This window comes from Ideonella alba, from assembly GCF_018069875.1.
GTDB classification, from domain to species: Bacteria; Pseudomonadota; Gammaproteobacteria; order Burkholderiales; family Burkholderiaceae_C; genus Ideonella; species Ideonella alba.
The window spans coordinates 1-17,147 of the sequence record NZ_JAGQDF010000013.1 but is presented as its reverse complement, the minus strand read 5'-3'; the positions used below and the strand labels follow the sequence as shown (position 1 = coordinate 17,147).

Sequence of the window (17,147 nt, the reverse complement as noted above, 5' to 3'; positions counted from 1 at the left end):
GCGCAAGTCCAGCCAACGGGGCGGCTGGTAGGCTCGCCATGCACCATGGCACCCCACACCCCGGATTCCCCCACCGCCACAGACCGCGTCGCCAGCACCGCGCTGTCGCCCGCCAACGGCCTCAGCACCACCGAGGCCCAGCGGCGGCTGGCCGAAGACGGACCCAACGCGCTGCCAGGTGGAGAGCGGCGCACGCTGCTGTCGATCGCGCTGGAGACGATGCGCGAGCCGATGTTCCTGCTGCTGCTCGCGGCGGGCACGCTCTACCTGGCGTTCGGCGACCTCCAGGAAGGCCTGACGCTCTTCGGTTTCGTCGTGGTGACGCTCGCGCTGACGCTGTTCCAGGAAGGCCGCACCGAGCGGGCCATCGAGGCCTTGCGCGATCTGACCAGTCCGCGGGCGCTGGTCATCCGCGACGGCCAGCCGCAGCGCATCGCCGGGCGCGACGTGGTGCGCGGCGATCTGCTGAAGCTCAGCGAGGGCGACCGGGTGCCGGCCGACGCGCTGCTCCTGTCCGCCGACAACGTGCGTGCGGATGAGTCGCTGCTGACCGGCGAATCCGTCGCCGTGGGCAAGCGCCAGGCACGTGCCGAGGAGCTGACGCAGGCCGTCGCCGCTGCCCCCGGCGGCGACGATCAGCCAAGGGTCTACGCCGGCACCCTGCTCGTCCAAGGTCAGGCGCTGGCGCAGGTCACCGCCACTGGCCCGCGCAGCGAGATCGGACGCATCGGCGCCGCACTCGGCAGCGTGGCCGCCGAGCGCACGCCCTTGCAGAAGCAGACCGCGTCGCTGGTGCGCAAGCTGGCGCTGCTGGCCCTGGGCCTGAGCCTGGCGCTGGTCCTGGTCCATGGACTGCTCCAGGGCGACTGGCTTCAGGCCGTGCTGGCAGGCATTGCGCTGGCGATGGCGATGCTGCCGGAGGAGTATCCGGTGGTGCTGACCGTCTTTCCGGCGCTGGGCGCGCGCCGCTTGTCGAAGGAAGGCGTGCTGACGCGGCGCATCACCGCGATCGAGACGCTGGGCGCCACGACGGTGCTGTGTTCGGACAAGACCGGTACGCTGACCGAGAACCGCATGACCGTGACCCACCTGGTCGCCGGTGGCACGGCGGTCGATCAGCGCCTGGCCTTGCCGGCCGAGGGCGGCGATCTGCCCGAAGCCTTCCACGCCCTGGTCGAGGTGGCCATCCTGGCCAGCGTGGTGGACCCCTTCGATCCGATGGAGAAGGCGTTCCACCAACTCGGCCAGCGCTGCCTGGCCCACACCGAGCATCTGCACCGCGACTGGCGCCTGGTGCAGACCTACGCGCTGTCTCCCGCGCTGCGGGCGATGTCGCATGTCTGGGCGTCCGACGAGGCGGGCGTGCACACGATCGCCGCCAAGGGCGCGCCAGAGGCGGTGGTCGACCTGTGCCATCTGGGCGACGCCGAGCGCCAGCGCATCGCCGCGGCGGTCGATGAACTGGCGGCGAAGGGGCTGCGCGTGCTGGCTGCCGCGCGGGGCCGCTTCGTCGGCCAGGACTGGCCGGCGGATGAGCACGGTTTTGACTTTGAGTTCGTCGGCCTGCTCGGGCTGGCCGACCCCGTGCGGCCACAGGTGCCGCACGCCGTGGCCGAATGCCGCGCCGCGGGCATCCGGGTGGTGATGATCACCGGCGACTACCCGGCCACGGCGCGCGCCATCGCCGAGCAGGCGGGCGTGGCCGACGGCAACGCCGATGTGCTGTCCGGCGACGAGATCGCAGACCTGGACGACGAGGCGCTGCGCGAGCGCATGGCGGAGGTCCGGATCTGCGCCCGCATCACGCCCGACCAGAAGCTGCGCATCGTGCAGGCCCTGAAGGCGCGTGGCGAGATCGTCGCGATGACCGGTGATGGCGTGAACGATGCGCCGGCCCTGCGTGCCGCGCACGTCGCCGTGGCGATGGGCGGCCGCGGCACCGATGTGGCGCGCGAGTCGTCGTCGCTCGTGCTGATCGACGACAACTTCGCCTCCATCGTCCACGCGATGCGGCTGGGCCGCCGCATCTTCGACAACCTGCGCAAGGCGATGTCCTACATCCTCGCGGTGCACGTGCCCATCGCCGGCATGGCGCTGCTGCCGGTGCTGTTCGGCTGGCCGCCGCTGCTCTACCCGATGCACATCGCGGTGCTCGAGCTGATCATCGACCCGGCCTGCTCGATCGCCTTCGAGAACGAGCCCGCCGAGCACGATGTCATGCAGCGGCCGCCGCGCGACGCCTCGGCGCCGCTGTTCGGTGGTGCGACCTTGTGGCTGGCCCTGCTGCAGGGCGCGGGCGTGCTGCTGGTGGTGCTGCTGGCCTACGCCTGGGCGAGCCCGCGCATCGCTGAGGCCGAGGCGCGGGCCTTCGCGTTCGCCACCCTCGTCACCGGCAACCTCGCGCTGATCCTGTCGAACCGCTCGACCCACGGCTCGCTGTGGATGACGCTGCGCACGCCAAACGCCACCCTGTGGTGGGTGATCGGTGGGGCGCTGGCCCTGCTGGCCGCAGCGCTCTACCTGCCGTGGGCCGTCCAGGTGCTGCGGTTCTCGCCCTTGCCCATCCACGAACTGGGCGCGGCCATGGGCCTCGGTGTGCTGAGCGTGGCGTGGTTCGAGGCCATCAAGTGGGTGCGCAGGAAAGGGCCGCAGCGTGCCGTTGCCCCACCTTAAGGGCTGCTGAACCGCGCGGCCGCAGGTCGGCGCGGCTTGATGCCTCTCAAGGGCCATCGTCAGGTCGGCATCGAGACTGCCCTGGACCCGTCTGCGCTCCCCGTGGCTGCGCCGGGGCAGGACACCACCCATGACCGCCGTCGAACTGCTCGCACTGATCTGCGCCGCCTGGCTGATCCAGCTGGCGCTGGGCATCGGCGTGGTGCTGCGGCGCCGGCGCATCGCGGCGTCGGTGGCGCCGCCGCCGGCCGCTGAGCAGCACGCCGGTGCCGACCTCGCCTGGCCAGGCTGGCGCGAGTTCCGCGTGGCGCGGCGCGAGCTGGAGGACGTGGCACGTACCCAGTGCTCCTTCTACCTGCAGCCGGTCGATGGCCAGCCGCTGCCGGCCTTCCGCCCGGGCCAGTTCCTGACCTTCTCGCTGACCTGGGCTGCAGGCGCTGCCGGCGAGGCCGGGCGCACGATCACGCGGTGCTACTCCTTGTCCGATCGGCCGGATCCGGCGCACTACCGGGTGACGATCAAGCGCGTGCCGGCCCCGCAAGGCCAACCGGATGTGCTGCCGGGCCTGTCCTCGAACCATTTCCACGACCACGTTCGCGTCGGCGATGTGCTGCGCGTCAAGGCGCCCTCGGGTCACTTCTGCATCGACCCGGACGCCGCCGTGCCCGTGGTGCTGATCGGCGGCGGCATCGGCATCACGCCGATGATGAGCATGCTGCGCTGGTGCATCGCCCACCAGCCGCAGCGCCCGGTTCACCTGTTCTACGGCCTGCGCAACAGCGACGAGCATGCGTTCAAGGCGCAGCTCGAGGCCCTGGCCGCAGCCCACCCGGCGATGACGCTGCAGGTGGTCTACAGCCGGCCCACCGCGGCCGATGTGCCGGGGCGCGACTTCCAGCACCTCGGGCACGTCGACATCGACCTGCTGCGCAAGACCGTGCCGCACGGCCGGCACCAGTTCTACATCTGCGGCCCGGCGGCCATGATGCAGACCCTCGTGCCGGCGCTGGCCGACTGGGGCGTACCGCTCGCCGACATCCACCATGAGGCCTTCGGCCCGGCATCGGTGACCCGGCCCGTCGTGCCGGCGGCTGCGCCCCCTGAGGCGATGGGCGTCGAGGTGCGCTTCCAGCGGTCGGGTCGGACCCTGGCATGGAACGGCAGCGACGCCTCCTTGCTCGACTTCGCCGAGCGCCACGGCATTGCGGTGGAGTCGGGGTGCCGCTCAGGCGGCTGCGGCAGCTGCGAGACGCGCGTGCTGGAGGGCACGGTGGCCTACCCGCAGGCGCCGGACCACGACGTGGCGCGCGGCCACTGCCTGCTGTGCGTCGGCCGGCCAACCACCGCCCTGGTGCTGGAGGCCTGATGCCGCTGAAGGCCCGACTGATCCAGCGCGAGGTGCTGCCTTTCCTGGCGAGCTTCGCCTTGCTGGCGCTGCTGGCGCTGGCGCTGGACGGCCTGCTGCACCTGCTGGACCTGCTGTGGGTCGGCCGCTGGCTCGGCATCCCGGGCACCCTGCTCATCATCGGCTCGACAGCCTATTCGCTGCGCAAGCGCCAGCTGATCCGGGCCGGCCACCCGGCCCGGCTGCTGCGCTGGCACGAACTGCTGGCGTGGCTGGGTTCGCTGCTGGTGCTGGTGCATGCCGGTGTGCACTTCAACGCGATCCTCGGCTGGCTGGCGGTGTGGGCGATGCTGATCAACGTCGGCAGCGGGCTGGTCGGCAAGTTCCTGCTGGACCGCTCGCGCCGCCGCCTGGAGGCCACGCGCCAGCGCATGCGTGCGCGCGGGCTGCCCGAGTCCGAGCTGGAAGACCAGCTCTACTGGGACAGCCTGACCTTTGACGCCGTCAAGCAGTGGCGCGTCGTGCACTTCCCGATCACGCTGGCCTTTGCCGTGCTGGCCACCGCGCACATCGTGGCGATCTTCCTGTTCTGGGGCTGGACATGAAGAAGCGGCCCGTCCTGTGGATCGTCGTCGTGCTGAACCTGGTGGTGCTGGTCGCGCTCGCGTTCGTGGTCCCGCATCTGATGGTCAGCCCGGGGCCGCTGGTCAGGGGGCACGAGACGCTGGCGACCGACTGCTTTGCCTGCCACGCGCCGTGGCGCGGCGCCTTGACGGCGCGCTGCACCGAATGCCACGCCATCGCCGACGTCGGGCTGAAGACGACGAAGGGCGAGCCCATTGCGGCGCGGACCGTCAAGGTCTCGTTCCACCAGCAGCTGATCGAGCAGGACTGCATGGCCTGCCACAGCGACCACCAGGGGCCCAAGCTCACCAAGCGCAGCCGCAAGCCGTTCTCGCACGCGCTGCTGAAGCTGTCGGTGAAGGACCAGTGCGCGTCCTGCCACGGCGCGCCGAAGGACACGGTGCACCGCGACCTGCGGCTCGAATGCAGCCAGTGCCACGGCGACACCGCCTGGAAGCCGGCCCACTTCGACCACCAGCTGCTGACGGCTCCGGTGCGCGACCGCTGCGACAGTTGCCACAACGCGCCGAACGACCGCATGCACCGGCAGATCAAGGGCAGTTGCCAGTCCTGCCACCAGACCGCTGCCTGGAAGCCCGCGACCTTCGACCACGACAAGTCCTTCGTGCTCGACCGCGACCACCAGGCCTCGTGCGAGACCTGCCACAGGAACAACGACTACAGCCGCTACACCTGCTACGGCTGCCACGAACACTCCGAAGCCAAGGTGCGGGCGGAGCATCTGGAAGAGGGCATCCGCGACTTCACGAACTGCGTGGAATGCCATCGTGACCCGGGTGTGGAGCCCGAGGAACAGGCCGGTCGGTCGCGAGGTCGACGTGAGCGGGATTGAGCCCGGCGAGAGGGTCGCCCGCTCTCCCTCAATCCGCCTCCTCCACCGTCTCCGTCCCCCCGCTGATCTCGCCCACCAGCTCCGCCAGCACGCCCCGCCCGCTCTCCAGCAGGAAGTAGCGAAACGCCTCGGCCGCCGGTGACAGCTCGGTGCCGCTGCTGCGCACCAGGTGCCAGCGGCGCAGCAGCGGCAGGCCTTCCATCGGCGGGGTGGCGATCAGGCCGTGCTGCAGCTCCAGCGCCACGGTGTGGCGCGACAGCAGGCTCACGCCCAGGCCGGCCATCACGGCCTGCTTGATGGCTTCGTCGCTGGGGATCTCCATCAGCGACACCGGCTGCACGTGGTGGGCGCGCAGGAACTCCTCCATCGCGGCGCGGGTGCCCGAGCCGGCTTCGCGCACGATCAGCGTTTCGCGCGCCAGGGCGGCCACCGGCACATGGGCCAGCGCGGTGAAGGGGTGGTCGGGCGCGGTGACCAGCACCTGCGGGTGCATCGCAAAGGGCTCGGCGCGGTTGGGCCAGTCGGCGGGGGCGCGGCCCATCACGGCCATGTCCACCTCGCGCGCCTGCATCGCGGCCACCAGCTGCGCGCGGTTGCCCAGGCGCAGCGTGACCTGCACGCCCGGGTGTTCGGCGCGAAAGCGCGCCAGCAGCGTGGGCAGGAAGTACTTGGCCGGGCCCAGCATGCCGATGCTCAGGCGGCCCGATGCCACCTGCTTGTAGCGCGCCATCAGGTCCTGGGTTTCCTTCAGCAGCGCCAGCATGCGCCGCGCCTGCATCAGGAACTGCTCGCCGGCCATCGACAGGCTCAGGCCGCGGCCCTGGCGGTCAAAGAGGCGCAGGCCCACCTGCGACTCGATCTCGCGCAGCTGCATCGACACCGCCTGCGGTGTCAGGTGCAGCACTTCGGATGCGCGCTGCACGCTGTTGTGGCGCGCGACCTCGGTGAACACGCGCAGCTGTCTGAAAGTGACATTCATCAATCTCCCCCTGACACCTCAGCCGAACCTTACGTGATCGACAAGAACTTCTGACTGTTTCTTTCGCAAGCCTGTTCCTACAGTGGGGTCACCCACCCACTCTGAGACCCCTGAAGGAGACACCCCATGAACAGCCCTGTGGACGCCGGCCTGGTGGCCGAGGCCACCCAGATCGTCGACGCCAAGAAGCGCTACAGCGCGGGTGTCCTGAAGTACCGCCAGATGGGCTACTGGGTGCCCGACTACGTGCCCAAGGACACCGACACCATCTGCCTGTTCCGCATCACGCCGCAGGACGGCGTGGACCCGGTGGAAGCCGGCGCCGCCGTGGCCGGCGAGAGCAGCACCGCCACCTGGACCGTGGTCTGGACCGACCGCCTCACTGCCTGCGAAAACTACCGCGCCAAGTGCTACAAGGTCGAGCCGGTGCCGGGCCGGCCGGGCGAGTACTTCGCCTGGGTCGCCTACGACATCATCCTCTTCGAAGAGGGCTCGATCGCCAACATGACGGCCAGCCTGATCGGCAACGTCTTCAGCTTCAAGCCGCTGAAGGCGGCGCGGCTGGAGGACATCCGCATCCCGGTGGCCTATGTCAAGACCTTCAAGGGCCCGCCCACCGGCCTGATCGTCGAGCGCGAGCGCCTGGACAAGTTCGGCCGCCCGCTGCTGGGCGCCACCACCAAGCCCAAGCTGGGCCTGTCGGCGCGCAACTACGGCCGCGTCATCTACGAGGGCCTGAAGGGCGGCTTGGACTTCATGAAGGACGACGAGAACATCAACTCGCAGCCCTTCATGCACTGGCGCGACCGCTTCCTGTACGTGATGGACGGCGTCAACAAGGCCAGCGCCGCCACCGGCGAGGTCAAGGGCAGCTACCTCAACGTCACCGCCGGCACGATGGAGGCCATCTACGAGCGCGCCGAGTTCGCCAAGAGCCTGGGCAGCGTGATCGTGATGATCGACCTGATCGTCGGCTGGCCCTGCATCCAGAGCCTGGGCGAATGGTGCCGCCGCAACGACATGATCCTGCACCTGCACCGCGCCGGCCACGGCACCTACACCCGCCAGAAGAGCCACGGCGTGAGCTTCCGCGTGATCGCCAAGTGGCTGCGCCTGGCCGGCGTGGACCACATGCACACCGGCACCGCGGTGGGCAAGCTCGAGGGCGACCCGATGACCGTGCAGGGCTACTACAACGTCTGCCGCGACGCCTACACCCGGCAGGACCTGCCGCGCGGTCTGTACTTCGACCAGGACTGGTGCGACCTGAAGAAGGTGATGCCGGTGGCCTCGGGCGGCATCCACGCTGGCCAGATGCACCAGCTGCTGCACCTGTTCGGCGACGACGTGGTGCTGCAGTTCGGCGGCGGCACCATCGGTCACCCGGCCGGCATCCAGGCCGGTGGCGTGGCCAACCGCGTGGCGCTGGAAGCCATGGTCAAGGCGCGCAACGAGGGCAAGGACATCGTCAACGAAGGCCCCGAGATCCTGCGCAACGCCGCGCGCTTCTGCACGCCGCTGAAGCAGGCCCTGGATACCTGGGGCGACATCAGCTTCAACTACACCCCCACCGACACCAGCGATTACGCGGTCACGCCGGCCCTGGCCTGAACCCGCACGAAGGAGACACCCACCATGATGACCAACCCCGCCGGCCGCGTGACCCAGGGCCAGTTCAGCTTCCTGCCCGACCTGAGCGACGCCGAAATCACCCAGCAGATCGACTACGGCCTGCGCAAGGGCTACGCCTGGAGCGTGGAATACACCGACGACCCGCACCCGCGCAACACCTACTGGGAGATGTTCGGCATGCCGATGTTCGACCTGCAGAACCTGGAGCCCCCAGGGGTCGGCAGGCCGACCCCGCCCCCCGAGGGGGACCGCCGGCCTTGGGACGGCCCGGCGGCCGGCGCCGCCGCCGTGATGATGGAACTGAAGGCCTGCCGCGAGACCTTCCCCCAGCACTACATCCGCCTGATGGCCTTTGACTCCACCCGCGGCATCGAGTCCATCGCGATGAGCTTCATCGTCAACCGGCCCAGCACCGAGCCCGGCTTCGGCCTCGTGCGGCAGGAGGCCGATGGGCGCTCGATCCGCTACACCGTTCACTCCTACGCCACCGACCGGCCCGAGGCCGAGCGCTACAGCGGCTGAGGACGCGAGCGATGAATGCTCCGCTGTATCGCATCCCCGGTGCGAGCCTGGCGCCCGCCAGTGCCGCCGACGACCCCTCGGCCCCGCCCCCGCGCACCGTCGGCGAGGTGCTGGCGCACAGCGGCATCGAATCGGTGCTGGACGAGCTGGACCACGACCTCGTCGGCCTGGTGCCGGTGAAATCACGCATCCGCGACATCGCCGCGCTGCTGGTGATCGACCGGCTGCGCGCCCAGCACGGGCTGGCAGCGCAGCCGCCGTCGCTGCACATGTGCTTCACCGGCAACCCCGGCACCGGCAAGACCACGGTGGCGCTGCGAATGGCCGAGATCCTGCACCGGCTGGGCTATGTGCGCCGGCCGCAGGTGGTCAGCGTCACCCGTGACGACCTGGTGGGCCAGTACATCGGCCACACCGCGCCCAAGACCAAGGAGGTGCTCAAGAAAGCGATGGGCGGCGTGCTGTTCATCGACGAGGCCTACTACCTCTACCGCCCCGAGAACGAGCGCGACTACGGCCAGGAGGCGATCGAGATCCTGCTGCAGGTGATGGAGAACCAGCGCGACGACCTGGTGGTCATCCTGGCCGGCTACGAGGACCGGATGAACACCTTCTTCCAGAGCAACCCGGGCATGAGCTCGCGCATTGCCCACCACCTGGCCTTTCCGGACTACTCGGTGGAGGAGCTGCTGCAGATCGCGGACCGCATGCTCAGCCAGTCGCACTACCGCTTCGGCGACGGCGCCCCGGCCGCCTTCGAGGCCTACCTGCGCCGCCGCGTGCAGCAGCCGCACTTTGCCAATGCGCGCAGCGTGCGCAATGCGCTGGACCGCTCGCGCCTGCGCCAGGCCAGCCGCCTGTACGCCGACCGCGAACGGGTGCTGGACGCCACCGAGCTGTCCACCATCGCCGACGTGGACATCCTGGCCAGCCGGGTGTTCGCCGCGGGCTGACCTGTCAGCTGATCCAGCGCGCCGCCCAGTCGCTGCCCCAGGTCCAGGCCCACAGCACCAGGCCCGTCGTGGCCAGCACCGCCAGCGCGGCGCCGGCCAGGCCCAGGGCCACCGCCAGCCCGTCGCGGAACACCAAGCCCAGGCCGATCAGCACCAGCGCCAGCGAGGGCAGCAGGTTGCCGAACGGAATCGGCAGCAGCACGATCAGCGCCATCAGGCCCACCACCGCCGCCAGCACTGGGTGCCAGCGCTCGGCGGTCAGCGTGTCCAGGCGCTGCCGCGCATGGCGGCCGGCCAGCGCATAGGCGGTGGCCAGGCCGTGCAGCACCCGGCGCGCCCAGTCCCCGGGCAGCTTCAGCGCCGCCACCCGCGGCGGCAGGCCCACGCCGTGGCCGCGCCACATGGCCACCGACAGCGCAGCAATGCCCAGGCTCAGCACCGTGCCCACCCCCGGCACCGGCAGCAGGCAGGGCATGGCCAGCAGCAGCAGCAGCGTGCCCTGGGCCTCGGGGCCGTGGGCCTGGGCCAGCGCCTGCATCGACACCCGCTCGCGGCCGACCGATGCGGCCGCGTCGCGCAGGCGCTGCGCGATCGGCGGCGTCATGCGGCGCCACCGGCGGCCAGCGTCGGCGCGCGCCGCTGCCACAGCGCGATCAGCCCGTGCAGGCCGGCGCCCAGCAGCACCAGCAGCAGGCTGACCAGGCCCCACAGCACCCAGCTCAGCACCGTCAGGCCGGTGGCCAGCGCCGGGGCGGCCGACAGCGTGGCATCCACCCACGGGCCCAACCAGGCCACCAGCTGGCCCAGTGCGCCCACCAGGTCCAGCGGCACCCAGTCGGCCAGCCAGGCGGGCAGCGACAGCAGGCTGCCCGGCTCGGGGTTGCCGGCCATCGCGCCGGCACTGTTGAGGCTCCAGGTGGCCAGCGCATGCACGGCCCAGACCAGCAGGGACCAGCCTGCAAGAACAACGGCGACCAGCAGCCAGCTGAGGGCGTAAAGCATGGTGTGTCAGGGGTGAAGGACCAGGAATCCCGGCAGTGTGGGGGCGGGGCGGCGCGGCACAAGCCAGGTCGGGCCTGAACAAGGCTTCGGTTTTCCCGCAAGGCGTGGCGGCCGGGTTTTTCGAAGCCCCTGCGCGGAAAAGCCTGCTGGTTCCGCACCCGAGCCACCACCACATTCCAGCCGTCCGGCGATTGCCGGCCCCCCTTCACCGAGGAGACACGCCATGCGCAGCTACCCCATCGACAGCCCCCAGGCCGCCGCCCGCATCCTGGCGCTGACCGCCACCGCCGACGGCCTGGTCGATCCCGCCGAGCGAGGGCCTGTTCACACGGCCGGAAGGGATTGCGTTGATGTTCAGAGAGGCCGCAGGCAAGGCGCACACCGCAGCCGGGTTGGATACCCGGCGAGGGGTGCAACGCCGCATGCGGCCTCTCTGAACATCAACCCTGCGGGAAGGCCTGCCGAAGCGGGCCACTCGTCGTTGCATCGCTTGCCCGCACGTGAGTGCGGGCGGCGCGCTGCGCCTAGATTGGCCCGCTTCTGCAGGCCTTCGCAACCCCTTCCGGTCGTGTGAACAGGCCCTGAACTGGCTCGACCGGCACGCCGTCCACCAGTCGCTGGGGCTGTCGCGCTCCTCGCTGCTGGCCTTGCTGGCCGCCCACATCAAGGAGCTGCGCGAGGTGGGCCACTGGGTCGACCCCGACATCTGCCCCTTCGACGAGCGCACGCTGGCCGACCTGATGGCCGAGATCCAGGACCCCGCGCTGCGCCGCCGGCTGCTGAGCCTGTGCGTGGCGCTGGCCCAGTCCGACGAGTTCGTCGCCGAGGCCGAATCGGCGGTGCTGGTGGCCGCGGTCGAGCACTGGGGGCTGCAGCACGCGATGGTGTTGCCCGACACGCCCGCCCTGGCCAACCACTGAAGGCCGCTCGGGGCGGCCTGCGGGGCAGGGGCCGGATATCGGGTATACCCGGGCAGCTCAGACACCGGTCAGCTTCGACCCGCAGACTGGGCGGGTGCGGCTGCGTCTGGCCGTGTCCGGAGCCCCGATGCGCCTCACCCTGTCCTGCCTGGCCCTGGTCGCCAGCCTCGCCGCCCCGATCGCTGCCCTGGCCGCCAAGGCCAACCTGCTGGTCAACGGCGATTTCTCGGCCGACACCACCGGCTGGAGCGGCGCCACGCTGAGCGACGGCCGCCCGCTGCTGAACCTGTTCGTCGACGCCAACGGCGAGCTGGTCTACCAGGCCCGCTACGACCGTTGCGACCCGGGCGACCCGCCGTCCTGCAAGCAGTTCCCGATGTCGCCGCTGCTGTCGCAGGCGGTCACGCTGACCGCCGGCACCTACAAGCTCAGCTGGCACCAGCACAACGACGGCCGTCAGGTCGGCCCGATCAATGCCTTCGATGTGCGCGTGCTCAACCCCGGCGAGCCTCTCTACGTGCAGGACCCGACCACCGGCTACTACGTGCGCACGCCGCCTGACATGCAGGGCCCGATCCTGATCATCGATCCGGTGACCAACCAGTGGGTCACCGCCCCGCCGGCCACGCACACCTACAAGTTCAAGGCGCCGGTGGACGGCGTCTACACCGTCTACCTGGGCCTGCACGGCGTGGGCCGCCTGGTCGACACTGGCCTGCCCTGGGACACGGTTTGGATCGACCAGGTGACGCTGACCAAGGTCTGCAAGAAGGGCCAGACCTGCTGAAACAGGCCTGGCCCGCGGGCATCGCTCAGCGGTGCAGGTCGAAGCGGTCCGCCTCCATCACCTGCGTCCACGCCGCGGCGAACTCGCGCACGAAGCGCGCGCCGCCGTCGTCCTGCGCATAGACCTCGGCGATCGCGCGCAGCTGCGCGTTGGAGCCGAACACCAGGTCCACCCGCGTGGCCGTCCAGCGTGGCCGGCCGGTGCTGCGGTCGCGGCCGCTGTAGGCGTTGTCGCCCACCGGGGCCCACACCGTGCCCATGTCCAGCAGGTGAACGAAGAAGTCGTTCGTCAGCTGGCCGGGGCGCTGGGTGAACACGCCCTCGGGCGCGCCGCCGTGGTTGGCGCCCAGCACGCGCAGGCCGCCCAGCAGCGCGGTCATCTGCGGCGCGGACAGACCCAGCAGCTGCGCGCGGTCCAGCAGCATCTGCTCGGGCGCCACGCTGAAGGCCTGGGCGCGCCAGTTGCGGAAGCCATCGGCCTGCGGCTCCAGCACGGCGAAGGACTCGACGTCGGTCTGCTCGGCGCTGGCGTCGGTGCGGCCGGGCGTGAAGGGCAGCTGCAGCGTGTGGCCGGCCGCCTGCGCGGCGGCCTCGACGCCGGCGTTGCCGGCCAGCACGATCAGGTCGGCCAGTGAGACGCGCTTGCCGCCTTCGGCATGGGTGTCGAAGCCGCGCTTCACTTCTTCCAGCACGCGCAGCACCTTGGCCAGCTGGGCCGGCTGGTTGACCGCCCAGTCCTTCTGCGGCGCCAGGCGGATGCGTGCGCCGTTGACGCCACCGCGGCGGTCGCTGCCGCGGTAGGTGCTGGCGGCGGCCCAGGCGGTGGAGACCAATTCCGCCACGCTCAGGCCCGAGGCCAGCACGCGCTGCTTCAGCTCGGCCGCGTCGGCCGCGTCAATCAGCGGGTGGTCCACCGGCGGCAGCGGGTCCTGCCACAGCAGGTCTTCGGTGGGCGCTTCGGGGCCCAGGTAGCGGCTCTTCGGGCCCAGGTCGCGGTGGGTCAGCTTGAACCAGGCGCGGGCGAAGGCGTCGGCGAACTGCTCCGGGTGGGCCAGGAAGTGGCGCGAGATGGCCTCATACGCCGGGTCGAAGCGCAGCGACAGGTCGGCGGTGGTCATCATCGGCGCGTGCTTCAGCGCGGGGTCGTGCGCGTCGGGAATCATGTCCTCGGGCGCCACGTCCTTGGCACGCCACTGGTGGGCGCCGGCCGGGCTCTTCACCAGCTCCCACTCGTACTTGAAGAGCGTTTCGAAGTAGCCCATGTCCCAGCGCGTGGGGTGGGGCTTCCAGGCGCCTTCAATGCCGCTGGTGGTGGTGTGCACGCCGTGGCCGCTGCCCAGCTGGTTGATCCAGCCCAGGCCCAGGGCCTCGATCGGCGCGGCCTCGGGCTCGGGGCCCACCAGCGCCGGGTCGCCCGCGCCGTGGGCCTTGCCGAAGGTGTGGCCGCCAGCGATCAGGGCCACGGTTTCCTCGTCGTTCATCGCCATGCGGGCGAAGGTCTCGCGCACATCGCGGCCGCTGGCCACCGGGTCGGGGCGGCCATCGGGGCCTTCGGGGTTCACGTAGATCAGGCCCATCTGCACGGCGGCCAGCGGGTTCTGCAGCTGGCGCTCGCCGTGGTAGCGGCTGTGGGGCTGGTCGCTGGTGGCGAGCCAGGTCTTCTCGGCGCCCCAGTAGATGTCTTCCTCGGGCGCCCACAGGTCTTCGCGGCCACCGGCAAAGCCAAAGGTCTTGAAGCCCATGGACTCCAGCGCCACGTTGCCGGCCAGGATCATCAGGTCGGCCCAGGAGACGGCGTTGCCGTACTTCTGCTTGATCGGCCACAGCAGGCGGCGGGCCTTGTCCAGGTTGCCGTTGTCGGGCCAGCTGTTGAGCGGCGCGAAGCGCTGGTTGCCGGTGCTGGCGCCGCCGCGGCCGTCGGCCGTGCGGTAGGTGCCGGCACTGTGCCAGGCCATGCGGATGAACAGGCCGCCGTAGTGGCCCCAATCAGCGGGCCACCAGGGCTGGGAGTCGGTCATCAGCGCGGCCAGGTCGCGCTTGAGCGCGGCATAGTCCAGCGTACCGAAGTCGTGGGCGTAGTCGAACGTAGCGTCCAGCGGGCTGGAGACCGGCTGGTGCTGGTGCAGGATCGCCAGGTTCAGCTGGTTGGGCCACCAGTCGGCATTGGCGCGGACGGCGGGGGTGGTTCGGGCGCCGGTGTGGTGGAACGGGCACTGGGCGGCGGCAGGCTGGCTCATCAGGATCTCCTCGGTGACACGGCGTTGGTGCCGATGCCGGGACTTTAGAGATCTGCTATCAGTGTGGGTATTTGATTGAGCCAATCAATGCAATAGCCGCCGCCTCCCAGGCTGGCTCAGCGGGGTGCGTCGGGCTGCTTCGACGGCGCCGCGTCGGCAAAGGCCGGCAGCTTCGCGCAGGCCGCATCCACTGCGCTGATCAGCGGCCAGCGCGACAGGTCCACGCCAAAGCGGCGGGCGCTTTCCACCTGGGGCACCAGGTAGACATCGGCCAGCGTGGGCGTGTGGCCAAAGCAGTAGGCACCGCGCGCGGTGTCGGCTGCCAGCAGCGCCTCGATCGCGTCGAAGCCGGCGCTGATCCAGGTGCCGCACCAGGCGTTGATGGCGGCCTCATCGCAGCCGAACTGCTGGCGCAGGGTTTCCAGGATGCGGCGGTTGTTGATGGGGTGGATGTCGCAGCCCACGATGGCCGCCAGCGCGCGCACGCGGGCGCGGGCTTCGGGATCAGTGGGCAGCAGCGGCGGCGTGGGGTGGCGCTCTTCCAGCCATTCGATGATGGCGGGCGACTGGATCAGCACCTGGCCGTCGTCCAGCACCAGCGCCGGCACCAGCTGCTGCGGGTTGACGGCCTTGAAGGCGTCCTGCAGGTGCGCCTCCGTGCGCAGGTCCACTGCGATGTACTCGGGCGCCAGGCCCTTGAGGTTCAGCGCGATGCGCAGGCGGTGGGATGTCCCGCTGCGAAAGAAGTTGAACAACTTCATTCGGCAGGGCCCACCACCAGCTTGACGCTGCCCACGCCCTCAACCGAGCCTTCGATCACATCACCCGCCACCACCGGCCCCACGCCTTCGGGCGTGCCGGTGTAGATCAGATCACCCGGCTGCAGATGATAGAACAGCGACAGGTCGGCAATGATCTCGCGGATGTTCCAGATCAGCTTGTCCACGTTGGACTGCTGGCGCACCTGGCCGTTCACGCTCATCGCCAGCGCGCCCTGGTCCAGCACCACGCCCGGCAGCGGCTTGATCGGCGCGCAGACCGACGAGCCCTCCACATCCTTGCCCAGGTCCCAGGGGCGGCCCTTGTCGCGGGCCACCAGCTGCAGGTCGCGCCGGGTCATGTCCAGGCCGCAGGCGTAGCCGTAGACCAGCTCGTGGGCCTGCTCGGCCGGCACGCGAAAGCCGGCCTGGCCAATCGCCAGCACCAGCTCCATCTCGTGGTGGAAGTTCTTCGTCTCGCTGGGGTAGGGCACTTCTGAGCCCGATTCCACCAGCGTGCTGGGCGACTTGGTGAAGTAGAACGGCCGCTCCACGCTCTTGTCCACCGGCTTGCCCATCTCCACCGCATGCGCGTGGTAGTTGCGGCCGACGAAGAACAGGCGGTTGACCGGGAAGCGCTCGGCGCGGCCCTCGATGGGCAGCGAGGCAACGGGCGGCGGGGGGAACAGGTAGGTGGTCATGGTCGGGGGTTACGAACGCACTTCGTAGACGCCCAGCTTGCGGTGCAGCGGGCTCTCGTCGGCGATGAAGATGAAGGCGGGCTCGGTGGCCGAACGGTTGGTCAGCGTGGCCGCCGTGTAGCCGGGGATGGCGCAGGTGTCGGCCTCGGCCAGCGTGAAGGCGCTGGACTCCACCGCCACGTCCACGCAGCCCTCGATCTGGTGCAGCACCTGGGCGGGCGAGCGCGCCGGCAGGCGCAGCGTCTGGCCCGGGCGCAGCAGCTGGGCGTAGAAGCCCAGGATGTTCTCGGCGTCCTTGCCGGTCTCGGGGTTGATGTAGGTGACCTGCACCGATTCCAGCGCGGGCTGGTCCTCGGCCAGCGACAGCAGCGCGGCCTTGGCATCGGCCCAGGGGTAGCGCAGCATCGGGTAGGCCTTGTCGCTGCGCTGGAACACGGTGGTGGGCGCCACGCCGCCGCGCGCATAGGCCTTGACGCCCTGGCCGGGTTGCACGGTCTGGCTGGGCACTTCCTCGTGGTACGAGGCCTCGATGTAGTAGACCAGCGGCAGGTCCAGCACATCCAGCCAGATCACCGGGCCGCTGCCGTCGTGGCCATGCTCGTGCCACAGGCCGGTGGGCGTGAGGATCAGGTCGCCGCGGGCCATCGGGCACTTCTCGCCATTGACCAGGGTCCAGGCGCCCTCGCCTTCCACCACCATGCGCACCGCGTTGGGGGTGTGGCGGTGCGCGGGGGCCAGCTCGCCGGGCAGCAGCAGCTGCATGCCCAGGTACATCGCGGCGCTGGCCTGCATCTTTTCCAGGCCGTGACCGGGGTTGGCCAGCACCAGCACGCGGCGCTCGGCCTTCTCGATGGGCGTGAGCTCGCCGGCCTTCAGCAGCAGCGGGCGCAGCGCCTCGTACGACCAGTGGGTGGGCCGGGTCTTGCGCGCCGGCACATGCGGCGGCAGCACCGCGCGCAGGCTGGGCCACAGCGGCACCAGGTTCTGCGCGGTGAGTTCGTCGCGGTAGTCCTGCGGCAGGTCTTCCAGACGGCCCAGGGTGTCGAACCTTCCTTGCTCGTTCATCGCTCGCTCCAATTTCGGTATTATTGATCCGGCATTGAAATGTTGAACTTTTCCGGACGCGTAGAGTCTGACCCTGCATGGACAAGATCGACTCTCG

16 protein-coding genes are annotated in these 17,147 nt (G+C 70.3%); 9 read left to right on the top strand and 7 right to left on the bottom strand.

Annotation, left to right across the window (positions count from 1 at the left end):
* Window positions 1-45: 45 nt before the first annotated feature.
* The 4 genes from KAK07_RS19590 to KAK07_RS19575 all read left to right on the top strand — a co-directional run bounded on the left by KAK07_RS19590 (window position 46) and on the right by KAK07_RS19575 (window position 5,495).
* Complete coding sequence (locus tag KAK07_RS19590; protein ID WP_210862760.1) at window positions 46-2,673, top strand: cation-translocating P-type ATPase; 2,628 nt, start codon at window positions 46-48, stop codon at window positions 2,671-2,673.
* A gap of 130 nt (window positions 2,674-2,803) precedes the next feature.
* A complete protein-coding gene (locus KAK07_RS19585; protein WP_210862758.1) occupies window positions 2,804-4,039 on the top strand; it encodes a 2Fe-2S iron-sulfur cluster-binding protein in 1,236 nt (411 codons plus the stop codon).
* Window positions 4,039-4,623 (top strand): hypothetical protein, encoded by a 585-nt coding sequence (locus KAK07_RS19580; RefSeq protein ID WP_247664497.1) that lies wholly within the window; start codon window positions 4,039-4,041, stop codon window positions 4,621-4,623. The genes KAK07_RS19585 and KAK07_RS19580 overlap by 1 nt, the downstream gene beginning before the upstream one ends.
* Window positions 4,620-5,495 carry a cytochrome c3 family protein gene (locus KAK07_RS19575; RefSeq protein WP_210862756.1) on the top strand — a complete coding sequence of 292 codons (876 nt, stop codon included), beginning with the start codon at window positions 4,620-4,622 and terminating at the stop codon, window positions 5,493-5,495. Before KAK07_RS19580 ends, KAK07_RS19575 begins: the two co-directional genes overlap by 4 nt.
* Before the next feature lie 28 nt (window positions 5,496-5,523).
* Here the strand turns inward: KAK07_RS19575 and KAK07_RS19570 are convergent, their stop codons facing one another.
* Complete coding sequence (locus KAK07_RS19570; RefSeq protein ID WP_210862754.1) at window positions 5,524-6,474, bottom strand: LysR substrate-binding domain-containing protein; 951 nt, start codon at window positions 6,472-6,474, stop codon at window positions 5,524-5,526.
* 126 nt (window positions 6,475-6,600) lie between these two features.
* Between KAK07_RS19570 and KAK07_RS19565 the strand changes: the two genes are divergently transcribed.
* Genes KAK07_RS19565 through cbbX form a run of 3 tightly spaced genes read left to right on the top strand, consistent with a single transcriptional unit; the run spans window position 6,601 to window position 9,581 of the window.
* A complete protein-coding gene (locus KAK07_RS19565; protein WP_210862752.1) occupies window positions 6,601-8,085 on the top strand; it encodes a form I ribulose bisphosphate carboxylase large subunit in 1,485 nt (494 codons plus the stop codon).
* A 24-nt stretch (window positions 8,086-8,109) separates the two neighbouring features.
* The gene (locus tag KAK07_RS19560) at window positions 8,110-8,628 is read left to right on the top strand and encodes a ribulose bisphosphate carboxylase small subunit (protein ID WP_210862750.1); all 519 of its coding nucleotides are present in this window, start codon (window positions 8,110-8,112) and stop codon (window positions 8,626-8,628) included.
* An 11-nt stretch (window positions 8,629-8,639) separates the two neighbouring features.
* The gene (gene cbbX / locus KAK07_RS19555) at window positions 8,640-9,581 is read left to right on the top strand and encodes a CbbX protein (RefSeq protein ID WP_210862748.1); all 942 of its coding nucleotides are present in this window, start codon (window positions 8,640-8,642) and stop codon (window positions 9,579-9,581) included.
* Between the two features lie 4 nt (window positions 9,582-9,585).
* Here the strand turns inward: cbbX and KAK07_RS19550 are convergent, their stop codons facing one another.
* Both KAK07_RS19550 and KAK07_RS19545 read right to left on the bottom strand, forming a co-directional pair.
* The gene (locus tag KAK07_RS19550) at window positions 9,586-10,185 is read right to left on the bottom strand and encodes an exopolysaccharide biosynthesis protein (protein ID WP_210862746.1); all 600 of its coding nucleotides are present in this window, start codon (window positions 10,183-10,185) and stop codon (window positions 9,586-9,588) included.
* A complete protein-coding gene (locus tag KAK07_RS19545; RefSeq protein WP_210862744.1) occupies window positions 10,182-10,583 on the bottom strand; it encodes a hypothetical protein in 402 nt (133 codons plus the stop codon). Before KAK07_RS19545 ends, KAK07_RS19550 begins: the two co-directional genes overlap by 4 nt.
* Window positions 10,584-11,083: 500 nt before the next feature.
* Between KAK07_RS19545 and KAK07_RS19540 the strand changes: the two genes are divergently transcribed.
* The gene (locus KAK07_RS19540) at window positions 11,084-11,503 is read left to right on the top strand and encodes a hypothetical protein (RefSeq protein ID WP_210862742.1); all 420 of its coding nucleotides are present in this window, start codon (window positions 11,084-11,086) and stop codon (window positions 11,501-11,503) included.
* 127 nt (window positions 11,504-11,630) lie between these two features.
* Window positions 11,631-12,290 carry a hypothetical protein gene (locus KAK07_RS19535; protein WP_210862740.1) on the top strand — a complete coding sequence of 220 codons (660 nt, stop codon included), beginning with the start codon at window positions 11,631-11,633 and terminating at the stop codon, window positions 12,288-12,290.
* A gap of 25 nt (window positions 12,291-12,315) precedes the next feature.
* Here KAK07_RS19535 and katG read toward each other — a convergent pair whose 3' ends face one another.
* From katG to KAK07_RS19515, 4 genes are all read right to left on the bottom strand, one after another.
* Entirely contained in the window at window positions 12,316-14,526 is a 2,211-nt protein-coding gene (gene katG / locus KAK07_RS19530) for a catalase/peroxidase HPI (RefSeq protein ID WP_210862738.1), read from the bottom strand.
* Window positions 14,527-14,642: 116 nt separating this feature from the next.
* Complete coding sequence (maiA, locus tag KAK07_RS19525) at window positions 14,643-15,287, bottom strand: maleylacetoacetate isomerase (protein WP_210862736.1); 645 nt, start codon at window positions 15,285-15,287, stop codon at window positions 14,643-14,645.
* Window positions 15,284-15,985 (bottom strand): fumarylacetoacetate hydrolase family protein, encoded by a 702-nt coding sequence (locus tag KAK07_RS19520; RefSeq protein WP_210862734.1) that lies wholly within the window; start codon window positions 15,983-15,985, stop codon window positions 15,284-15,286. The genes maiA and KAK07_RS19520 overlap by 4 nt, the downstream gene beginning before the upstream one ends.
* Window positions 15,986-15,994: 9 nt before the next feature.
* The gene (locus KAK07_RS19515) at window positions 15,995-17,050 is read right to left on the bottom strand and encodes a cupin domain-containing protein (RefSeq protein WP_210862733.1); all 1,056 of its coding nucleotides are present in this window, start codon (window positions 17,048-17,050) and stop codon (window positions 15,995-15,997) included.
* Between the last annotated feature and the right edge of the window lie 97 nt (window positions 17,051-17,147).